We start from the raw sequence: 20,878 nt of genomic DNA on the forward strand, positions 1-20,878 counted from the left end.
AGCCGCTAGAGAAAGCATGGCGAAAAGAGTCAAGAGAAAAAGCCTCCGTCTTCCCCCAGGAAAATCAGTTACGAAAGTCGCTGTGTCATTTAAAGAGTTCGAGCTGGAGAATGGACTCAAAGTGATTTTGAGGAAGGATTCAGGTATTCCGCTGGTCGCTGTGAATGTGGCGTACCATGTTGGCTCAAAGAACGAAGTGGTCGGGAAGACCGGCTTCGCACACCTTTTTGAACACCTGATGTTCGAGGGTTCGGAAAACGTGAAGAAGGGAGATTTTGACCGGTATATTTCATTAGCGGGAGGATACAATAACGCCTACACGACGGAAGACGTCACAAATTATTATGAAGTCCTTCCTTCAAACCAGCTCTCGCTCGCGCTCTGGCTTGAGAGCGACCGGATGTTCAAGTTCAGCGTGACAGACGAGGCGCTGTCGACTCAAAGGGAAGTTGTCAAGGAGGAAAAGCGATATAGAGTTGACAACCGGCCGTATGGCGACGCAACGGAAAAGCTTCAGCGTATGCTATTCCCAGTTGGGCAATATAACTGGCCGGTCATCGGTTCGATGGAGGACCTCGATGCGGCGAGAATGACGGATGTAAAGGATTTTTTTGAGAGGTTCTACACACCTGGGAACGCGGTGCTGTCAGTCAGTGGCGATATCGATCCGAAGAAATCAGAACAACTGATCCGAAAATATTTCGAGGCAATTCCCGCAGGTGCTTCGAGGATACTCACAGTCGATTTCCAAGACGAGAGACTAAAAGAAGAAAATATTGTGTCGGTTCATAGCGACGTACCTGCGCCGGCAGTTTTCGTGGGCTACAAGGCCCCACCGGAGGGATCGCCGGAATATTACGCGTTGAGTCAGATTACTAAGATACTTTCGGATGGGAACAGCTCCAGGCTGTATAAGCGCCTTGTGTACGACTCCCAGGCCGTATCTGATTTCGATGCTTCAGTCGAAGGCATGGAGAAAGCAAGTGTGTTTGTATTTTCCGCGTTCCTTACACCAGGTCATACCGTGGAGGAAGTGTTAAACATATTCGACCAAGAGATGCTCGCCCTGCAAGATGTCACTGTTGATGAGTATGAATTTGCCAAAGCCCGCAATTCAACTATTTCAGGATATGTTGGAAGACTCTCCACTAATAACGGTGTCGCGGACGCTCTTGCACATTACAGAATATTCTTCGATGACACGAAGATGATCAATACGGAACTAGATCGAGAGCTCGCTGTAACACGGGAATCCATCAAAGAAGTCTCTCGCAACATCCTTACGCGGAATGAGCGTGCAATTCTTTTCTATCATCCCGACAATTAGGCGGCAGTCGCCCGCAAGACGTGATTGTGCGATTGGAAGAATGATAATATTAAAACGACAAGGTCTCTGCTCATGAAGAGAAGGAAACAAGCTTCAGTGGATCGATCGACACCGCCCCCTCCGGGAGTGCCCGGTAAGGTAGGTTTCCCACGGTATTCTGAAAAGAAGCTCCGCAACGGATTCAAGATCTTTGTCATCGAGAATCACAGTCTCCCGATCGTGACGATTGGCTTCGTCGTACGCGGAGGTTCGATGTACGATGGCGACCGCCCAGGGCTGGCAAGCATCACCAGTGAGCTCCTGACAAAAGGAACGAAGACGAGAAGCGCGACAGAAATTGCAGAACAAATAGATTTTGTCGGAGGATCGCTTGCAAGCAGCGCATCGTGGGACGCATGCCAGGTCTTTGTCTCAGTGCTCAAAGAATATGTGACGGTCGGTTTCGACCTCCTGGAGGATGTCGTGCTTAATCCTACATTTCCGGAAGAGGAAATTGAAAGAGTCAGGACACAGCGGCTAGCGTCGATTCAGCAATTGAAGGCTGACTCGGGTTATCTTGCGGACACTAAATTTGCCGAAGTCTTATTCAAGATGCATCCCTACGGTAAACCGCCAGGAGGCACCGAGAAGTCGGTAAAGGAACTCAAGCGCTCCGACTTCAGATTGTTTCATGATAATCTCTTTACGCCGCTTAACTCGTTCATTGTTTTCGCGGGAGATATTCTGCCAAAGGAGGCTGAGCAATTTAGCGCAGGAGTGTTTGGAAAGTGGAAACGAAAGAGCAAGCCGGCTGCTGTCAAATCACCCGGTGCGTCCGAACCGCGAAAGGGCATCGTAATTATTGAAAAGCCTGATGCCGTGCAATCCGCGTTGAGGATAGGCCACGTCGGAATTGCAAGAAGAAATCCCGATTATCTCAAAGTTTTCGTGATGAACACACTTCTCGGCGGATACTTCAGCTCGCGCATTAACATGAACCTCCGGGAGGTTCATGGGTACACTTACGGGGGAAGGAGCTCATTCGATGCGCGTACTCTTCCCGGGGTCTTCGAGGTGTCCGCCGACGTTCGGAATGAAGTTACTCTCGAGACGATCGATGAGATCTTCGCGGAGTTGAACAGGATCGTCAGGGCGCTTCCGACGAAGAGTGAACTTGAAATGGTTAAGAATTATCTCGTTGGACTTTTTCCTATACAGCTCGAGACTCCTCAGCAAGTTGCGAGCAGAATAATCGTGATAGAACTGTTTCATCTCCCGAAGAATTATTACAGGGATTACCGTAGTAATATCCGGAGGGTCACTGCCGCCGGTATCAGGGCAGCTGCGGCGGAATACATCCATCCTGAGAATTGTGCGATAGTTCTCAGCGGAAATTCGGCTGAAATAAAGAATAAATTGAAAAAGTTCGGCCAAATTCAAATATTTGATCGTGACGGCAATAAGTTGAACGACAAATAATCGAGGTTTCGAATTGAATCAAGCGGCCATGAAAGAAAAACAATCCTCAGACGTGGACGGGATCGCGCGTCTCAGCAAGTCATTCACTGAATTGAAGATCGAAGTCGCCAAGGTAATCGTGGGGCAGGATGAAATCATACGGCAATTGGTCGCTACTATGCTCTCGCGCGGTCATTGTCTCCTGATAGGAGTTCCCGGTCTCGCGAAAACTCTGTTGGTGAGGACTCTTGCCGACGTGCTGCAGCTAAAGTTCAGCCGGATTCAGTTTACGCCTGACCTGATGCCGAGCGACATCACCGGTACAGAAATCATAGAGGAAAACGTCACCACCGGCGAGCGGGCGTTCCGGTTTGTGAAAGGCCCGCTGTTTGGCAATATCATACTTGCCGATGAAATCAACAGGACTCCGCCGAAAACACAGAGCGCACTCCTCGAGGCGATGCAGGAATATCGAATCACCGCGGCCGGCCAGACTTTCCAACTCGAGCAGCCTTTTTTTGTCCTTGCCACTCAGAATCCGATCGAACAGGAGGGAACCTACCCGCTGCCGGAAGCACAGCTCGACAGGTTCATGTTCAACTTATGGTTGGACTACCCGTCGTTCGACGAGGAAGTGAAGATTGTCCAATCAACCACGGGTGAATACGCGCCTGTGGTCAGGAAAGTTATTGGCGCTTCCGACATCCTTTATTTCCAGGAGCTGGTGCGCCGGGTCCCCGTTGCGGAGTCTGTGGTGAAGTATTCAGTTCAGCTCGCGAACCGAACGAGGCCGCAGAATGCAACCTCGCCCGATTTCGTCAAGCAATTTGTGAGTTACGGCGCGGGTCCGCGTGCATCGCAGTATCTCATACTTGGTGCGAAGGCGAATGCCGCCCTCGACGGACGCTTCAGTCCGGACATCGACGATATAAAGAAGGCTGCACTGCCCGTGCTTAGACACAGGATTATCACAAACTTCAACGCAGAAGCGGAGAACGTCCCTACCACCGAAATTGTGAAACGGCTCTTAGAGATTTGATAAGTGAAGGCCGCGTTCGCTGTTCTCATCCTGCTCTACACGTCGTCGCTTTCAGCTCAGAACAAATATTGGGTGTTCTTCTCCGACAAACCTGGCGTCGGAATTTCCGCTCATTTGCTGAAGACTAAAACCGCCGATCAATTCCTCGTCTCAAAAGGAATTCTGTCTCAGCGTGCAATCATCCGCCGTCTTAAAGTTTTGTCAGAAGACAAAGTTGTTTCGTCGTCTGATTTCCCCGTTTCGGAAAATTACGTGGACGGCTTGAAGTCCGAAGGCTTCAAGGTAATTGGGGAAAGCAGATGGTTCAACGCTGCTGTCGTCGTGAGCGATTCATCATCGCTTTATAAGTTAAGAACGCTTCCTTTTGTCAATGCATACAGGCGGATCCAAGAATATTCATCTCCGATTCAGCCGAAAAATATTCGACCTTTCTCTCCGCTAAGCCCCTCAATAGGGTCACTTCCACCTGCGCAGGATCCGGGGGACTCGACTTTTTACGGACCTTCGCAGACGCAGCTCGAACTCAGCGGGGTACCACAAGTTCACGCACTTGGTATTAACGGAAAAGGGGTGCTTGTAGGAATGCTCGACGCAGGATTTCGGTACGAAGGCCATGACGCGTTAGAGCATATCAAGATTATCGGCGAACATGACTTCATCCAAAATGATTCGATAACGGCGAACCAGGCGGGCGATTCTCCCGACCAGGATAATCATGGCACATCAACTCTGTCGATGCTCGGCGCATATTCACCCGGAAATGATATCGGTGTCGCTTACGGCTCAGAGTTCATGCTTGCCAAGACTGAATACGTTCCTGTATCAGACTTTAAGTGGGAGGAGGACAACTGGGTAGAGGGAATTGAATGGATGGAGGCGCGGGGCGTCGATGTTGTCTCTTCGTCAGTAGGCTACGATACTTTTGTCGATTCGTCCGGTGCGATAGACTCATCGCAATCTTACTTCTGGTCCAGAGGTGATTTCAACGGCAGGAGATCCATCGCTAGTGAAGCTGCGACAAGGGCCGCGGAGCTGGGTGTGGTAGTCGTACAGGCGGCGGGGAATGAAGGAAATGGAGATGGTGAAACAGGAACGCTGCTCGTGCCCGGTGACGCGGATAGTATCATTACTGTCGGTGCCGTCGACTTCACAGGTCAGCTTGCTTCTTTCAGTTCAACAGGTCCGACGAGTGACGGAAGAATCAAACCGGACCTTGTTGCCGACGGCTCGGGAGATTACGTCGCGGTCGTACCGGGACCCGACACATACGCGTATGAAAGCGGGACTTCTTTTGCTACGCCACTCACCGCCGGTATTGCTGCACTGATTCTCTCAGTGAGACCCAACTATACTCCTTCTCAGGTTATTGATCTGCTGAAGACAACTGCGGACAAAAACACTGACACATCGAGTTCTCTTTTTCCAAATGACTTTTACGGCTGGGGAATTGTAAATGCATGGTCGGCGGTTCGCACTCTTGGATTTGTCGGATCCAATGATTTTACCTACTGGGTAACCGGAACCACCTTGAATCTCGCAGTGAGGGCTTATGCTTCCAAAGGAATCAATCTGGCGATGAGCAACGCGTACTATTCATCCGATGGAGCCGCATATTCGGCTGAGCAGGTGTTTCGTACCGATACGGCAAACCAATTCGAGCTCAAAGTCCCCGTTTGGACTTCACTTACGAAGGATCTTCATTTCTACTTCGATCTTGTTGATTCGGATGGAACGCATCTTAACATACCTTATCGTGGCTTGAGCTCGCCATTTCAGATTGCCGCTTGGGAGTTGAATCCAATTCCGTCATCTGACAACTACTTTTTGTTTACCAATTACCCGAATCCATTTTCATCGGTAATGCACGTAAGTGTAGACGTAGCCTCTAACTCAAATGCCGAGATTGTTGTGTTCGACATTCTTGGCAGGAGAATCAAGACGATTTTCAAAGGATCCGTCGCGTTCGGGTTGAGTGATTTCACATGGAACGGCATCAATGACAAGGGGGTACGCGTGAGCAGCGGTACATATTTCATCAGGGTTAATATCGGCGGCCAAGTTAGCGTATTGAAAGCGCTGTTTCTAAAGTGAATCTTCGTGTTCTCTTCGATATACCGACCTTAGTGCTGGTCGGGCTGGCATTGCTTTCAGCGGGACTAGCATACGTGATGTACGCGAAGTTGGAAGCCCTTTCCCGAACTCGACAATTCCTTTTGACCGGCTTGAGAAGCCTTACTTTTTTCCTCGTATGCCTCGAGGCCGTCAACGTGGTTACGAGTATGGCTCGCGATTACGAGCGAAAAAGAGAGGCGGTAATCTTGATAGATAATTCAAGGAGCATGTCGCTAAAGGACGGTCCAACATTGCGATCTCAAGTTGTGGAGAACTTGCTGCGTAGCAAGTCCTTAGATAGCGTCCGCAGGAATTTCAATGTCCGTTCCGTTGCTTTCGGCGGAGATATAAAGCGGGATCCTTCGATCGACTCGCTGAGGTTTGACGAGCCCGCGACGAACATTGGAAGCGCTATCGATGAGGCTGCGAGAGTGCCGGGGAATAATCCCGCCGGGTTCGCACTCCTTCTCAGCGACGGTAACTACAATGCGGGTGAAAGTCCTGTCGATGCGGCGCGTGACGCCGACTTTCCGATTTTTACCGTGGGAATCGGTGATTCTTCCCAACCGAAAGACGTCTTTGTTCGGCAAGTGATTGCGGCGCCCAACATCTACGCGGGTAGGGAGACCACTGTGCGGGCAATCGTCAGCTCGTACGGGTTCGGCGGACAGAAGGCAACAGTCCGGCTGACTGAAGACGGCAGGGAGATTAGTTCGAAATCGATCGTGCTGCCCGTCAGCGGCGACATCGAAGTCCCTTTCGACTACACCCCGGTCTATGTCGGAACGCATGTTCTGGCTCTTAGCGCGCCATTCTTCAAAGACGAATTCAATAAGGAGAACAACTCATCCTCAGTGACGGTTGATGTGCGCAAGGGAAGGTACAATGTCCTCGTGGTCGCCGGTGAGCCGTCAGCTGATCTCGCATTTCTGAAGAGAACTGTCGAAGACAACGCCGACTTCGAATCACAGGTGCTCATCCAGAAAAACGGGGGAGAGTTCTACGAGAAGAACGCAGGCGAAATCCTTTCCAGCAAGTACGACGCAATTATGTTATGTGATTTCCCGAATGTCCAGTCTTCGCAAACGCTGATTCAGATTTCGAATTTGATAAGCTCAACCGGGATTCCATATTTTTATCTCGCGGGAAATCAGTTTTCGCCCACCACGGTGAGCAAGCTGCCGCGCCTTCCTTTGACAGTCGCCGGTTTTCAGGGAGGCGAGTTTCAAATCGGTCTATACGCATCGGCTGAAGCGTCGGCGCCACTGGAGCTGCAGCCTCTTAACTCGCTTTTTGTTTCGAACTACGCTCTTCTCCCGCCCCTCTACTATCAACGAGTCGATGGCTTACCCGTGTCCGGCACCACAGCCCTCGTCCTTCCGGTGATGAACGGGACGAAACTCAATTCGCCGATTTTATATTTCAACTTAAGGAACAGGAGCGCGGCATTCCTCGCGTACGGTCTGTGGCGATTGAAAATGATGAGCGCTCTGAGTGGATTGCAACCCGATTTCTTGAATGAATTTATTGAAACTATACTGAGAACTCTGATCAACGGCGGGAAACAAAAACTCCTTACGCTTCATACAGACAAAAAAAATTACGATCCTTCCGAGAAAATTCAGTTTAATGCTCTCCTTGTAGACCAGGCCGGTTCTCCGGTGAGTGATGCCGCAGTAGATGTGCGCATTGAAAGCGAGGGCACCCATAGGACATTCTCGGATATCCAGTTGGCCGCGACGGGGGAGGGGGGATACTCAGGTGAAATCCCGGCGCCGGGCGAAGGGAAATATGTGTTTGTCGGGAGGGTGTCGGCACTCGCCCCACCTGCCACATTTTATGGCGCCGATAGTGGTACAGTTGTCGTCGAACCGCTCAGGACGGAATTCGTTCAAACTCCGATGAATGCCACATTGCTCAGACAGGTCGCGTCTGTGAGCGGCGGACGTTTCATGACTCCTGAGGAGTTCATACGCCACGGGTTGAACTTAAACCCTGAATGGAAGGAACCCGTTGACTTGACCGACACCAAGAAATTCGAAATCCTATCACTTCTCCCTGCACTTGGATTAGCCCTGGCGCTTCTCACGGTCGAATGGACGTTACGAAAGCTCTGGGGCCTGCCCTGACCGTTACGAATGGCAACTCCCTTCTTCGACTTCACCATAACAACTTCAATTGTGTCCTCCCCCTTTTGAAGTTCCTTCGTGATCGGTTTCAAATAAACTTAACAGCAAAGTAATCTTTGACTAACCTCCTATTAGTTCCACAATGGCTAGATTAATAGATGCGGAAGATCATGATGGTTGTAATGTCGTGCGTCTCTCTTCTGTGTCTTGACGCCGAGTGTGGCGCGCAACCTAAAGGCGAAAGCATCGCGCCTCCTAGTGTGGAAGGCAGGATAGTGTGGCTTGCTTATGATTCCCGATTTGAAAGCGCACTGAATCAGATCGACGAAGAAATTCGTCCGGAAGGCGACTCAATGAAATGGAATTTTTTCCGGGGCGTGGTATTTTGGCAGGAACATATACTACTCGACAGCGCCGGTATCCCTTCGGCAGATGTGGAGGCGAGCTTTCTGAGTTCCATCCAACTTGTTATTTCGGCCGGGGAATCGAGGCTTTCCGGAGAACCTGATGATCCGGAGGCACTTTTCTACACCGGTTTCGCGCTCGGCTACAGGGCAAAATATGACGCCGCCGAAGGAGACAAGTTCAAGGCCGCATCGGACGGCAATAAAGGACTGAGCTTTCACAAGAAGCTCTTGACCGCGCATCCTGAATACTACGACGCCTACTTCAGCCTCGCGCTTTTCAATTTCTACACAAGCGCGCTTCCGTGGTTTTTAAAACCGCTCCTGTTCATCCTTGGAAAAAGCGGGTCGGAGGATAAGGCATACGATTATCTTTGGCTCGCTGGAGGAAAAGGCGAGTTCACAAGATATGCAGCCCAGGAAATTCTCGGCGAGCTTTACGCACGAGACAAGTCTTATGATTCCTCAACGGCAGTGTACCAGAAATTGATTATGCAATTTCCCGACTCCCGACTTTATTATTATACAAGGCTTTCATGCATCCTTATGGATGGTAAAGAATATTCACGGAATGTGACCGAGTGCCTCAGCGCGTTGAGCGCCGTGGCGTCCATGAAGCTGGACCGCGTAGACTCGCTTTATCTTGGAATTATTCAGATGCGGCTCGCAGAGAGTTGTCAGTACACAGGAGACTATTCAGAAGCACAGAAGCACTATGACTGGATAGTGAGAGCAAACCGATCGACTGAGGCGGTCAGGATCGCACGCGATCGTTTGGCGGACATACAAAAGCGTTGAGGATAGCAAGTGGACCGAACGGAGTCGATACAGACGCTCATTCTGGTCAGTGGGCCGTGATCAAATTAGATTGACATTATGCCACCTTGCCCGTAATTTTCTGATGAATTATTTGAGAGAGAAATCCGGATGGCTGTACTCGCCGCAATAGACGTTGGGTCAAACGCGATTCGACTTTCGATTGGTCGCACGGGGAACGACGGAAAGATAAGCGCGGTTGAAAGCATGCGGGAGCCAATCCGCCTGGGTCGCGATGTGTTCACCCGACGGGTTATCTCGGACCAGACGATGGAAGAGGCGTGCGACGCTTTCCGGGGATTCAAATCCGCAATCGATAGGAACGGCGTGACATGGACGAGGGCGGTCGCAACGAGCGCTCTGCGGGAGGCGATGAACCGTGACACATTCATAGACAGAATCTCGCAAGCAGCGTCCATCGAAATTGAGGTGATCGGACCTGAAGAAGAGGCGAGACTGATCCAGCTTGCTGTCTCCGAAAAGGTCAATCTAAAGAACAAGACGGCCCTCCTTATCGATATTGGCGGAGGAAGCACTGAGGTGACGCTGGTTGTCGATGGCAGCATTGTCTCCACAGAAAGTTTTCGGCTCGGCGCGGTCAGGCTCCTGCAGATGCTTGAGGAGCAAAAGCAAGGCGAGAAGAAATTCAACGTTCTTGTGCGTGAGTATGTCGATTCGGCCCAGCGCCGGCTCAGGAGAGAGCTCGGCGACAGGAAGATCGATATCTGCGCGGGAACAGGAGGGAACATCGACGCTCTGATCGGGCTCCGTAAAGATATGCTGATGAAGGAAAGGGACTCGTCGATAGATGTCTCGGAGCTCGACGTCATAGTAAAGAAGCTTTCCTCGACAACGTTTGAAGATCGTGTTCGTGAGCTGAGGTTGAGACCGGATAGGGCGGACGTGATTGTACCCGCCGCTATCATTCTTCAGGAGATTGTGAAGGTCGCAAAGGTCAATGAGATCCTCATTCCGAAAGTTGGATTGAAGGACGGATTAATGATCGATATGGGACTTGAGATCTTCGGGACCCACAAGCATACCAACCGGGATCAGACTGTTACATCAGCGATCGAAGTCGGGAGAAAATATTCATTCGATGAACAACACGGCTTGATCGTGGCGAGGTACGCTGTCGAACTTTTTGACCAGACAAAGACACTGCACAACTTGAATCTTGAACACAGATCGTTGCTGGAGATCGCATCGATCCTGCATGATGTCGGAACCTACATCAGTATGACGGCCCATCACAAACACACCTATTACCTTCTCACGGCTACTCCGGTGATAGGACTCTCGCGCGCTCAGATGGAAATCGTCGCGAACGTGGCGCGTTACCATCGTAAGTCGTTTCCGAAGATGCAGCACGAAGCTTATCGACTCCTCTCATCTAAGGATCGCGTGGTAGTTTCAAAGCTCGCTGCAATACTCCGGATGGCAGACGCGATGGACAACGAGCACGCGTCGAAGGTCAGTTCGTTTACAACTGAATATAAGAAACCGAATTTCACAGTACGGCTTGAGGGTGAAGGTGATCTTCTTCTTGAGAAGTGGGCGCTGATGCGGAAGGGAGACCTCTTCGAAGAAGTTTTCGGCGTGAAGGTCGGTGTTGTGGAATAACTGTCCCGATTCTTTCTCGCCGATTGTAACGACAAATCATCGTAAAAAGAAAATCCACCCGGTCGCAGTCTTGCGATGACACAAACATGCACGTGTGCAAATTTCGCCGGAAACGGCACTGTGCGGGTGAATCAGGCGCTAAATTTGCGTAGAAAATGGATCGGATGCAGGGGTTGTTAGAGGTTAACAATTCCTTAACTTGTCATTGAATCGCGGGGCGAACTATTTTGTTGAGAATTGGAGGAGGATCGAAAGGTGATGCATCTACCACCATTGAGAAACGCCGAGGAATTTAGCCGGAATGATCTCGATGAAGAACCCATAGCGCCGAAGAATTCGCGAATCTCTAAAGGCCATCAGACTGGGCAGCGCTCCAAAAGAGCCGGCGAGCATAAATATGAAAGGCCTATAGACTTCGGGTCGTCACAAGTCAGGCCCGTGCTGGATCCGTCGCTCTATATCAATCGCGAGTTGAGCTGGCTGGAATTCAATCAGCGAGTTCTGGAGGAGGCCCGCGACAAAAGGCATCCGCTTCTTGAACGCGTGAAATTTCTTTCCATCGTCAATTCAAACCTTGACGAATTCTTCATGATTCGCGTCGCAGGAATACAGGAGCAGGTCCGCGCCCAGTTCGGAGAGCTCTCGCCTGACGGCATGACACCCGAACAGCAGCTCCATGCCATCCATGAGCGCGTCAACACGATGGCAAAAGAGATGTGCGACTGCTTCTGGCAGGACCTCCATCCGGCGCTCGCGGAGTCCGGGATTCATCTTCTCAAGATGGACCAGGTCAACTCGGATGACAGGGCCAAACTTTCCGAACTCTTCGCCCGGGAAATATTTCCGGTATTGACACCGCTCGCATTCGATCCAGGACATCCGTTCCCGTACATTTCAAATCTGAGTCTCAATATTGCGGCTGTGGTTACGACACCGCAGGGCGAAGAGAAATTCGCGCGCGTGAAAGTGCCGGGCGTGATTGCCCGCCTCGTAAAGATTCCGAATGGAGACTCACCAATTCTTCGTTTCGTCTGGCTGGAGGACTTGATAGCAGAAAATCTAAATCTCCTTTTCCCGGGCATGAGTGTGAAGGAATCCTATGTTTTCCGAATCACGAGAAATGCCGACATAGAAATTCAGGAGGACGAGGCTGAGGATTTGATCAGCTCAATAGAGGAATCGGTCCGCCAGCGTCGCTTCGGCTCAGTGGTGCAGGTCGCGGTACAAGACACGATGCCGGCTCGGATAAGGAACATTCTGATCGAGAACCTCGAAGTGACTCCGGACGGCGTGTATGACATGCCGCCGCCGCTCGGCCTTATCCACCTTACAGAGCTCCTCTCGCTCCCCAGACCTGAGCTCAAAGACCAGCCATACCATCCGTCTCCACTCGGGTCGGAGGAAGACGGCGAAGACTTGTTTAGCATCATCAGGCATAAGGATGTTCTTCTTCATCACCCTTACGATTCGTTTAACCCCGTGGTACAGTTAATCGAGTCCGCAGTCAATGATCCCAACGTGCTTGCCATAAAGCAAACACTTTATCGCATCGGCCGTGAATCTCCTCTCGTGCCTCTCCTCATAAGGGCTGCCGAGAATGGAAAGCAAGTAGCCGTACTGGTGGAATTGAAGGCGCGGTTCGATGAGGAGAATAACATAGGCTGGGCAAAACAACTCGAGCGAGCAGGCATCCACGTGGTCTATGGCCTGGTTGGATTGAAAACTCACGCGAAGATGGCATTAGTCGTAAGAAAAGAACAGGATGGATTGAGACGATATGTCCATCTCAGCACCGGAAACTATAACGCCGTGACCGCAAAGATATACACGGACCTCAGCTATTTCACCTGTCGAGAGGAAATTGCCGATGATGTGACTCAGGTATTCAATTTTCTAACCGGCTATTCAAAGAGAGAGACTTATCGGAAACTCGCAGTTGCGCCTGTTACGCTCAGGGAAAAACTAAATGAACTCATAGATCGTGAGATCAAAAATGTTCTGGCCGGAAAACCGGGAAGAATGATCTTGAAAATGAATGCCCTCACGGATGTGCAAATGATTTCGAAACTTTATGAGGCTTCTAAAGTCGGAGTAAGGATCGAACTGATAGTACGAGGGATCTGCTCGCTCAGACCCGGCGTAAAAAATCTCAGTGAGAATGTGCGTGTGGTTAGCATTGTTGGAAGATACCTGGAACACAGCCGTGTTTTCTATTTTGAAAACGCCGGGACGCCGCAGATCTATCTTAGCAGTGCGGACCTGATGGGACGCAACCTTTACAGGCGCGTGGAACTAATGTTTCCGATTGAAGATCCGGCGGAAATGGAAGTGATCATGAAGGAAGTCCTGGAGCCGGCGCTGAACGACAGGACAAGAGGAAGGGAGCTGAGGACTGATGGAGCGTACACGCGTCTGACAACGCCGGGTGGCGAACAGGCGCCCGACAGCCAGCAGGCTCTCATGCTGTCCCGTTCGAAGATGGGAACGATACCGAAAGTTGTACCGAGGGAATTTCCTCTTCGGGACTGAGAAATTTCTCGCTGATTTCCTAATACCCAAATTGTTGAACGGTCGAAAAGTCTGAACGGATGACAATATGATTCCATTGTATGCAATTCATGTCCATTCGAGGAATATCTCGGGGAGGATTTGTAAATCCTCGAATTAATGTTGATAAAACGATTCTTTAATATTGAAATTTTACATTCATTTAAAGACTTCTTCCCTCGGTAGCTGCCAGGTGCGCTCAGATTTGAAGAATGCAAATCGCTGTCGCCCCGTTAAGTCTACTTCGAATTTTCCAATTTCTTTATGACAATTTTGTTTGCTTCTTGCCGGGGACCCAATGTGAGTTGTACCCGCATATAGTTTAATGAGACGCTCGGACCAAAATAAGCAATTGAATTCTAAGGGAGGGGAAATGGTTAAACTGCTTTTCAAGGATGGTGGTAGTGTTATTGACCCGACAACGGGTCCTCAGTCTTACCTTTTGGAACGACTGAAGAATGTAATGGATCGTGCGTTTACGCCGCTTCATTGTCCGAACCATAATGCAAGCTCTTACGCGACACTCATACTCAACGTCGAGTTCGGAAGCACAGATTGGGAAGTCACCGACTATTGCTGCCAGGAGTTCAGCGCCGTAGTGGAAAGTGAAATGCCATATCCGTGGAGTCACGCAAGAAGACATCAGAAGTCGTGACATTCCAGGATCATGTGCAGCATCGGACGGACATCTGCTGCTTCGACGCTGATTCGGATGCTCTGAATCTCAGTCGGTCAGGTTCTCTTAACGGTTTCTTAACATTAGATTAACCTATTGTTCAATGCAAATTTTTAGTTTTTTCGTGTGGCGGTGGAAATAGACGACGTATTTGTGCCTTCGAATGCCGTAAAGATCGAGCGGAAGACTTTGGTCCATCCGGACATGGTCTTCAAGGGAGTCGTGGGCTTCTTTGCGCTAACAGTTGTTGTACTCGTCCTATGGCTCGGGATTCAGCTCTACACTTCCTCACGGGCCGCGTTCGCCTCAATCGGGTTCTGGAATTTTGTCAAGGGGACCACGTGGAATCCCGTGACGGGAGAGTTTGGTGCACTCCCGTTCATATATGGAACCGCAGTTACGTCGGTGCTGTCCCTTCTGATCGCGACACCGTTGGGAATCGGCACTGCTGTTTTTCTCGCTGAACTTTCACCAAAGTGGTTGAGAAGCTCTCTTCAACCACTGATTGAGCTTCTCGCCGGTATCCCAAGTGTAATTTATGGGCTTTGGGGAATGTTCGTCCTTTCACCACTGATGGCGAGCACGGTAGAACCGTTTCTTATGAACAAGTTTGGTTTTCTTCCTTTCTTTAAAGGGTACCCGCTCGGGATCGGCTTCTTGACCGCTTCGATAATTCTCGCCATAATGATCGTCCCCTTCATCATATCCGTTTCGACTGAAGTCCTGGGGACGGTGCCCGTACCGCTAAAGGAAGGTATGTATGCGCTGGGTGCTACACGTTGGGAGGTCGTGAAGAAAGTCTGTCTTCCGTTCGCAAGGAGCGGTATCTCAGGTTCAGTAGTGCTTGCACTTGCCCGCGCGTTGGGAGAGACGATGGCAGTTACAATGGTGATTGGCAATACCCCGCAGATCAGTAAATCGCTCTTCGATCCGGGTTATTCAATGTCCGCTGTGATCGCAAACGAATTTACAGAAGCTACAACGGATACTTATCTTTCCGCGTTGATCGCAGTAGCATTCATTCTTCTTCTCATTACACTTTTGGTAAACGCAGTAGCGAGGTGGTTGATTTGGCGGACGACGCGGGCAAAGTAAACAAAACCGTTCTTGAAGGTACCGGCTTCTCCTATTGGAGAAGGAAGGGTGTTAATTGGTTTTTCACGCTCGTCTTTTCTTCCAGCATACTAATAGTGCTCCTCCCCCTCTTGCTTATCGTTGGCTACTTGTTGATGAAGGGTGCTTCGTCAGTCAATCTGAATTTCTTCATTCATCGTCCTGCGCCTGTTGGTGAAAGCGGGGGAGGAATGGGTAATGCGATCATCGGATCATTGTATGTCGTAGGACTTGCTTCTCTCATAGGAATTCCGATTGGACTTTTTGGCGGCGTCTACCTCGGAGAATTCCCAAACAGCAGGCTCTCAACGGTCGCAAGATTTGTCGCGGATGTGCTGAACGGTGTGCCGTCTATTGTAATGGGCGTTTTTGCCTACACGGTCGTCGTTCTACCCATGAAAAGTTTTTCCGCTCTCGCCGGGGGGTTCGCGCTTGGAGTGATGATGATACCAACCATCCTCAGGACGACCGATGAGATCTTGCAAACAGTTCCTCTCAGCATTCGTGAGGCGTCGCTTGCTCTTGGAGTTCCGTACTGGCGAACGGTCATTTCGGTGGTCTTGCGGAGTGCGAAGGCGGGCATTGTCACGGGGATTTTACTCGCAGGAGCAAGGATACTCGGAGAAACCGCTCCGCTCTTATTCACTGCGTTCAATAATGCTTTCTTCAGCTACAGTCTGGTCCAGCCGATATCTACTCTCCCGGTCCAGATCTTTAATTATGCGATCTCACCGTACAACGACTGGCACAGACAGGCATGGGCTGGAGCATTGGTGCTCGTCGTCGGAATACTGGTTGTGAATTTTGCCGTGCGTGCGTTTTCAAGTCAGAAGTTCGAGCACGTCTAATGGCCGACGCGGCAGTTCACAATTTCAATCCGGGAATAGTGACGCAGGATCTGAAGGCTTACTTCGGCAGTCTGGAGGTGCTCAAAGGGATCAGTGTGGCCATTCCAAAATATGAGGTGACTGCATTAATTGGACCTTCCGGCTGTGGCAAGACAACGTTTCTCCGGACATTGAACCGGATGCATGAGCTCGCCCGCGATGCGACGATCACCGGGAGCGTGATGGTCGACGGTACGGATATTTACGGTTCTAATATCGATCCTGTTCTCGTCCGCAGAAAAATCGGGATGGTTTTTCAGAAACCAAACCCGTTCCCTTCGATGTCCGTTTACGATAATGTTATCGCCGGCTTGAAATTAACCGGACGGCAATCGAGGAGGCAGTACGACGAATTAGTTGAGAAGACTCTTGTGCAAGCCGCGCTATGGGACGAAGTGAAGGACTCTCTTCAAAAATCGGGTGCGAGCCTTTCGGGAGGGCAGCAGCAAAGGCTTTGCATCGCGCGAACACTTGCTGTCAATCCTGAAGTCATACTGATGGATGAGCCTGCGAGTGCCCTGGATCCCCTCTCTACCGCGAAAATCGAGGAGCTGATATTCCAGCTCAAAGACACCTACACAATTGTGATCGTTACGCACAACATGCAACAGGCGGCTCGTGTGAGCGACTACACCGCGTTCTTTTATATCGGGGAAATGGTCGAATTCAGTGCCACCAAAGACATGTTTACCAAACCGAAGAAGAAACAGACCGAAGATTACATCACCGGTCGCTTCGGCTGATTATTCCGCATTTCTTTCGAATTCCCTCATCTAATCCGGACTACCGCTCCTGTCGATCGGTAAGTCCTGACTTCACCGAAACCAATTATCCAGGAATCCGTCTATGAACGAGTCTGTTTCCTGGAGTTTTGTCTTGCGGTCCAGTGGTATTAAATTCATCCAATAATTTCTGATCAGTTCAGAATAGTCTTGTTCCATTTCGTCCTACAAAGATGAAGAGATTAACCAAAGGAGGTCCATTCATGAGGTCGTCATATATTTTCCTTTCGTTGCTTCTCACAATCCCGCCGGTTATGGCGCAGTCAGTGCACCACTTGTTTTCACCACTGGAACTTCCTACTCCAAATGCATACCGGACAGCTGACGGCAGGCCCGGACCCGAATACTGGCAGCAGCGCGCTGATTATGACATCAAAGCATCGTTGGACAGCTCGGCCGGAAGAGTGACCGCGAGCGAGGTTATCACTTACACTAATAATTCCCCGGAGCCACTGACGACTCTTTGGCTGCAAGTCGATCAGAATCTTTTCAAAGAAGGAAGCAGGGGAAGCCTCGAGTTTGATTCGCCTCGAGTAAGATGGAGAGGAGCCTTCTCGAACGGCGGAGATGAATTGAGTAGCGTTGTCGTGGTACGGAACGGAAGAAAGGAACAGGTGCACTACATCGTGGACGACACCAGAATGAGAATAGATCTTGAGAGCGCCCTCCCGGCTCACGGCGGCAAACTTCAGATACAGATCGCCTGGTCGTTTGTTGTACCACCTTACGGGTCTGACCGCACCGGGAGGTTCTATTCGAAAGATGGCACGATCTTCGAAGTCGCTCAATGGTACCCGCGGATGTACGTGTACGACGATGTTCACGGGTGGAATCCGCTTCCGTATCTCGGCGAAGGGGAATTCTACCTCGAGTATGGCGACTTCAAAGTTGATATTACCGCGCCACGTGATTTTGTCGTCGTCGGTACCGGGGTTCTACAGAATCCTGATCAGGTTTTGACTAAAACAGAACGCGACAGGCTCGCACAGGCCAGGAAGTCGGACGAGACAGTTCATGTGATATCGGAAGCTGAAATAGGACAACCTCTCACGCGACCGAAGGGCAAAGAGAATCTGACATGGAAATTCGAAGCGAAGAATGTTCGGGACTTTTCATGGGCGGCATCTAGAGCCTTCATATGGGATGCATCGCACTGGGACAATATCCTCCTGATGGCTGTTTACCCGCGTGAAGGGATCGCGACCGATACGACACGTGGCCCCGGCTGGGAGCAGGATGTCCAGTTCATGAGACATACATTCATGTACTATTCCACGAATTATTTTCACTTCCCTTACCCGGTTGCGACAAACGTCGCCGGAGTGGTCGGCGGGATGGAATACCCTATGATAGTGTTCTGTTCGGTCCGATCGCGGGGACAGGGACTCTATTCGGTGACAGATCATGAATTCGGACATGGCTGGTTTCCTATGACCGTAGGCAGCGACGAGAGGAGGCATGCGTGGATGGACGAGGGAGTTAATACATTCATAAATTATTATTCGAACTTCGATTACTACGGCTCAAAGTCGTTCAATATCCGGCGCGTTCAAGCAGATACAATAGCTCACTGGATGTTGAGACAGCAGGACGGTCAGCCGATCGAAGTGCGGGCCGATCTTATCAAGCCGATGGGATTAGGTTTTCTCGAGTACGCGAAAACGGGATTCGGACTCAGGCTTCTGAGGGAATTCATACTCGGACCGGAAAAATTTGACGGCGGTTTCAAGGAATATATCCAGCGATGGGCCTTCAAACATCCTCAGCCGGCTGACTTCTTCCGCACGATTGAGGACTACTCCGGTGAGGACCTCAGCTGGTTCTGGAGAGAATGGTTCTACTCGACTGACGTCCTTGACCAGGGAATCGACTCTGTAGTCGCCGATTCAGCCCGGACACGCGTTTTCATTTCGAATAACCGCGGACTTGCAATGCCATCTGAACTCCAGATAACTTTTTCGGATAATCAAACTGAAGACATCAAACTTCCAGTGGAAATCTGGTTTCAGGGTAACAAGTATACTTATCCCATTTACGATTCGAGACAGGTTCAGAGCGTGGTTTTGGATCCGAAGCATGAGCTCCCGGACATCGACCGGAACAATAATGTGTGGTCTACCAATTCTTCATCGCCGGGCAATTAATACGAGCTTCATCCATATTCTCTTTTCCAAACCGGGACGCGGCGAATGCTCGCGTTCCGGTTTTTGATTCACGTTGCAGATTTTTAACCTGTAAATTACGGGAGCATTGATGAGGTTATATCCAATAATCATACCGCCGGGCCGCCTTTCAGTTTTTACTACTTTTTTCGTTCTGCTAATGTTCCTCGAGTCGTTCAGCGCGACAAGAGAGAAAGTCTGCCAATATCCGCTTACTCGGGCGGAAGAGACAAACTTCACCGAAACTTCGCGCTACCAGGACGTGATGACATTCATCTCCTCGCTCCAAAATGCCGGTGGACGGTTTGCCCTTGAGTATTTTGGGACGACGGCCGAGGGGAAGAAACTACCTCTGGCAATCTTTTCAGACCCGGAAATATTCACTCCCGTCGGGGCGAAGAGGCTCGGCAAACCGGTCGTCTTCGTCATGGCGAACATTCATGCCGGGGAAGTTGAGGGGAAAGAGGCCGCGCAGATCATAATGAGAGAAATTGTCGACGGCAGACTTGCTGCGTTGCTTAAACATATGGTTCTACTCGTCGCCCCCATTTACAATGCGGACGGCAACGATAAGATCAGCATTTACAACCGGACCGATCAAAACGGTCCGTACGGAGGCGTCGGGGCTCGCGCCAACTCGCAGGGTCTCGATCTGAACCGGGACTACATAAAACTGGAATCGCCGGAGGCGCAGGGGCTCGTCGCCAATGTATTTGACAAATGGGATCCGGACGTGTTCATTGATCTCCATACGACTGACGGCTCTTATCATGGATACGCGCTCACCTACTCCGGGCCTCTTAATCCCAACACCGACAAAGAGATTATGGCGTTCGAAAAGGAAAAACTGTTTCCGTCTGTGTCGAAAGTTCTTTTGAGGAAGTATAATTATAGAACCTATTACTACGGTGACTTCGTTCCGCCTCACGATCCTTACGGCTACTTCGATCCGGACAGCGAGCATTCAGCGAGGGCATGGGCAACGTTCGACGAGCGTCCAAGATTCGGTACGAACTATCTCGGATTAAGAAACAGGCTCTGTGTTTTAAGCGAAGCGTATTCTCATCTTGATTTCAAAACGCGAATCGACGTAACGAAGGAATTCGTCATCGAGATCCTGGATTACGTGTCGAAGAATCCGAGTAAAATTTTGTCCCTCACTACGCGAGCTGATGAGTACGCGATACGGACTGGAACTACAAGAGGGCACGAGAGAGGATTCGGAACCGAGTTCAAATTCGAACCGTCAGATGGACCGGTGACGATCCTGGAAGGGAGCGTGAGACGAGTCCTGGACGAGCGAACAGGGAAATACAGAATCGAAGCCGTTCAGGGCGTCCGGCCGCTGAAAATGATTGAGTATGAAAAGTTCGCGCCGACGAAATCGCTTGCTCCTCCCGCTGCTTATGTGATTCCATCAGATCGCGAGGACATAATTAAACTGCTTCAGCATCACGGAATCATTGTCTATAGAACTACGGAAGATACAACCCTCCAGGTCCAGCAGTATCTAGTAGATTCTCTCACTCACGCCTCGATCTCTTTCCAGAAACACCATGAATCAAAGTTGACTGTAACTGAGAAAGCGACAACTATCAAACTGCCGGCGGGTACGTTCATCGTGAGCACGCACCAGCCAGAAGCGGGATTGATCTTCTATCTGCTGGAACCTGAATCTGACGATGGACTTGCCGTATGGAATTATTTCGACGCAGACATTGAAACCCAGCTCGCTTCGAACTCGGCAGCGATTTACCCGGTTTACCGACTGAGCAACGAACCGAAAGTGAGCAAAGTATCAGTGCAATGAGTTCTTCGCCAGAA

At 50.3% G+C, this 20,878-nt stretch carries 14 protein-coding genes; all 14 read left to right on the forward strand.

Annotation, left to right across the window (positions count from 1 at the left end; genetic code table 11):
* Positions 1 to 16: 16 nt before the first annotated feature.
* Positions 17 to 1,327 (forward strand): pitrilysin family protein, encoded by a 1,311-nt coding sequence (locus tag VIS48_14015; GenBank protein HEY9167267.1) that lies wholly within the window; start codon positions 17 to 19, stop codon positions 1,325 to 1,327.
* Positions 1,328 to 1,423: 96 nt separating this feature from the next.
* Complete coding sequence (locus tag VIS48_14020; protein ID HEY9167268.1) at positions 1,424 to 2,785, forward strand: pitrilysin family protein; 1,362 nt, start codon at positions 1,424 to 1,426, stop codon at positions 2,783 to 2,785.
* A 28-nt stretch (positions 2,786 to 2,813) separates the two neighbouring features.
* Positions 2,814 to 3,803, forward strand: a complete 990-nt coding sequence (locus VIS48_14025; GenBank protein ID HEY9167269.1) for a MoxR family ATPase — start codon at positions 2,814 to 2,816, stop codon at positions 3,801 to 3,803.
* A gap of 3 nt (positions 3,804 to 3,806) precedes the next feature.
* Entirely contained in the window at positions 3,807 to 5,894 is a 2,088-nt protein-coding gene (locus tag VIS48_14030; GenBank protein HEY9167270.1) for a S8 family peptidase, read from the forward strand.
* Positions 5,891 to 8,044 (forward strand): hypothetical protein, encoded by a 2,154-nt coding sequence (locus VIS48_14035; protein HEY9167271.1) that lies wholly within the window; start codon positions 5,891 to 5,893, stop codon positions 8,042 to 8,044. The genes VIS48_14030 and VIS48_14035 overlap by 4 nt, the downstream gene beginning before the upstream one ends.
* A gap of 158 nt (positions 8,045 to 8,202) precedes the next feature.
* A complete protein-coding gene (locus VIS48_14040; protein HEY9167272.1) occupies positions 8,203 to 9,246 on the forward strand; it encodes a hypothetical protein in 1,044 nt (347 codons plus the stop codon).
* Positions 9,247 to 9,375: 129 nt separating this feature from the next.
* A complete protein-coding gene (locus tag VIS48_14045; protein ID HEY9167273.1) occupies positions 9,376 to 10,887 on the forward strand; it encodes a Ppx/GppA phosphatase family protein in 1,512 nt (503 codons plus the stop codon).
* 258 nt (positions 10,888 to 11,145) lie between these two features.
* Positions 11,146 to 13,416, forward strand: a complete 2,271-nt coding sequence (gene ppk1, locus VIS48_14050; protein ID HEY9167274.1) for a polyphosphate kinase 1 — start codon at positions 11,146 to 11,148, stop codon at positions 13,414 to 13,416.
* Between the two features lie 391 nt (positions 13,417 to 13,807).
* On the forward strand, positions 13,808 to 14,089 hold the full coding sequence (locus VIS48_14055; GenBank protein ID HEY9167275.1) for a hypothetical protein: 282 nt from the start codon (positions 13,808 to 13,810) through the stop codon (positions 14,087 to 14,089).
* A 153-nt stretch (positions 14,090 to 14,242) separates the two neighbouring features.
* Complete coding sequence (pstC, locus tag VIS48_14060) at positions 14,243 to 15,205, forward strand: phosphate ABC transporter permease subunit PstC (GenBank protein HEY9167276.1); 963 nt, start codon at positions 14,243 to 14,245, stop codon at positions 15,203 to 15,205.
* Positions 15,181 to 16,071, forward strand: a complete 891-nt coding sequence (pstA, locus tag VIS48_14065; GenBank protein HEY9167277.1) for a phosphate ABC transporter permease PstA — start codon at positions 15,181 to 15,183, stop codon at positions 16,069 to 16,071. The genes pstC and pstA overlap by 25 nt, the downstream gene beginning before the upstream one ends.
* Entirely contained in the window at positions 16,071 to 16,853 is a 783-nt protein-coding gene (gene pstB, locus VIS48_14070) for a phosphate ABC transporter ATP-binding protein PstB (protein HEY9167278.1), read from the forward strand. The genes pstA and pstB overlap by 1 nt, the downstream gene beginning before the upstream one ends.
* Positions 16,854 to 17,095: 242 nt before the next feature.
* Positions 17,096 to 19,036 (forward strand): M1 family metallopeptidase, encoded by a 1,941-nt coding sequence (locus VIS48_14075; protein HEY9167279.1) that lies wholly within the window; start codon positions 17,096 to 17,098, stop codon positions 19,034 to 19,036.
* Positions 19,037 to 19,145: 109 nt separating this feature from the next.
* On the forward strand, positions 19,146 to 20,864 hold the full coding sequence (locus VIS48_14080; protein HEY9167280.1) for a M14 family metallopeptidase: 1,719 nt from the start codon (positions 19,146 to 19,148) through the stop codon (positions 20,862 to 20,864).
* Positions 20,865 to 20,878: the final 14 nt, after the last annotated feature.

Source organism: Candidatus Kryptoniota bacterium (assembly GCA_036567965.1).
Classification (GTDB): domain Bacteria; phylum Bacteroidota; class Ignavibacteria; order Kryptoniales; family JAKASW01; genus JAKASW01.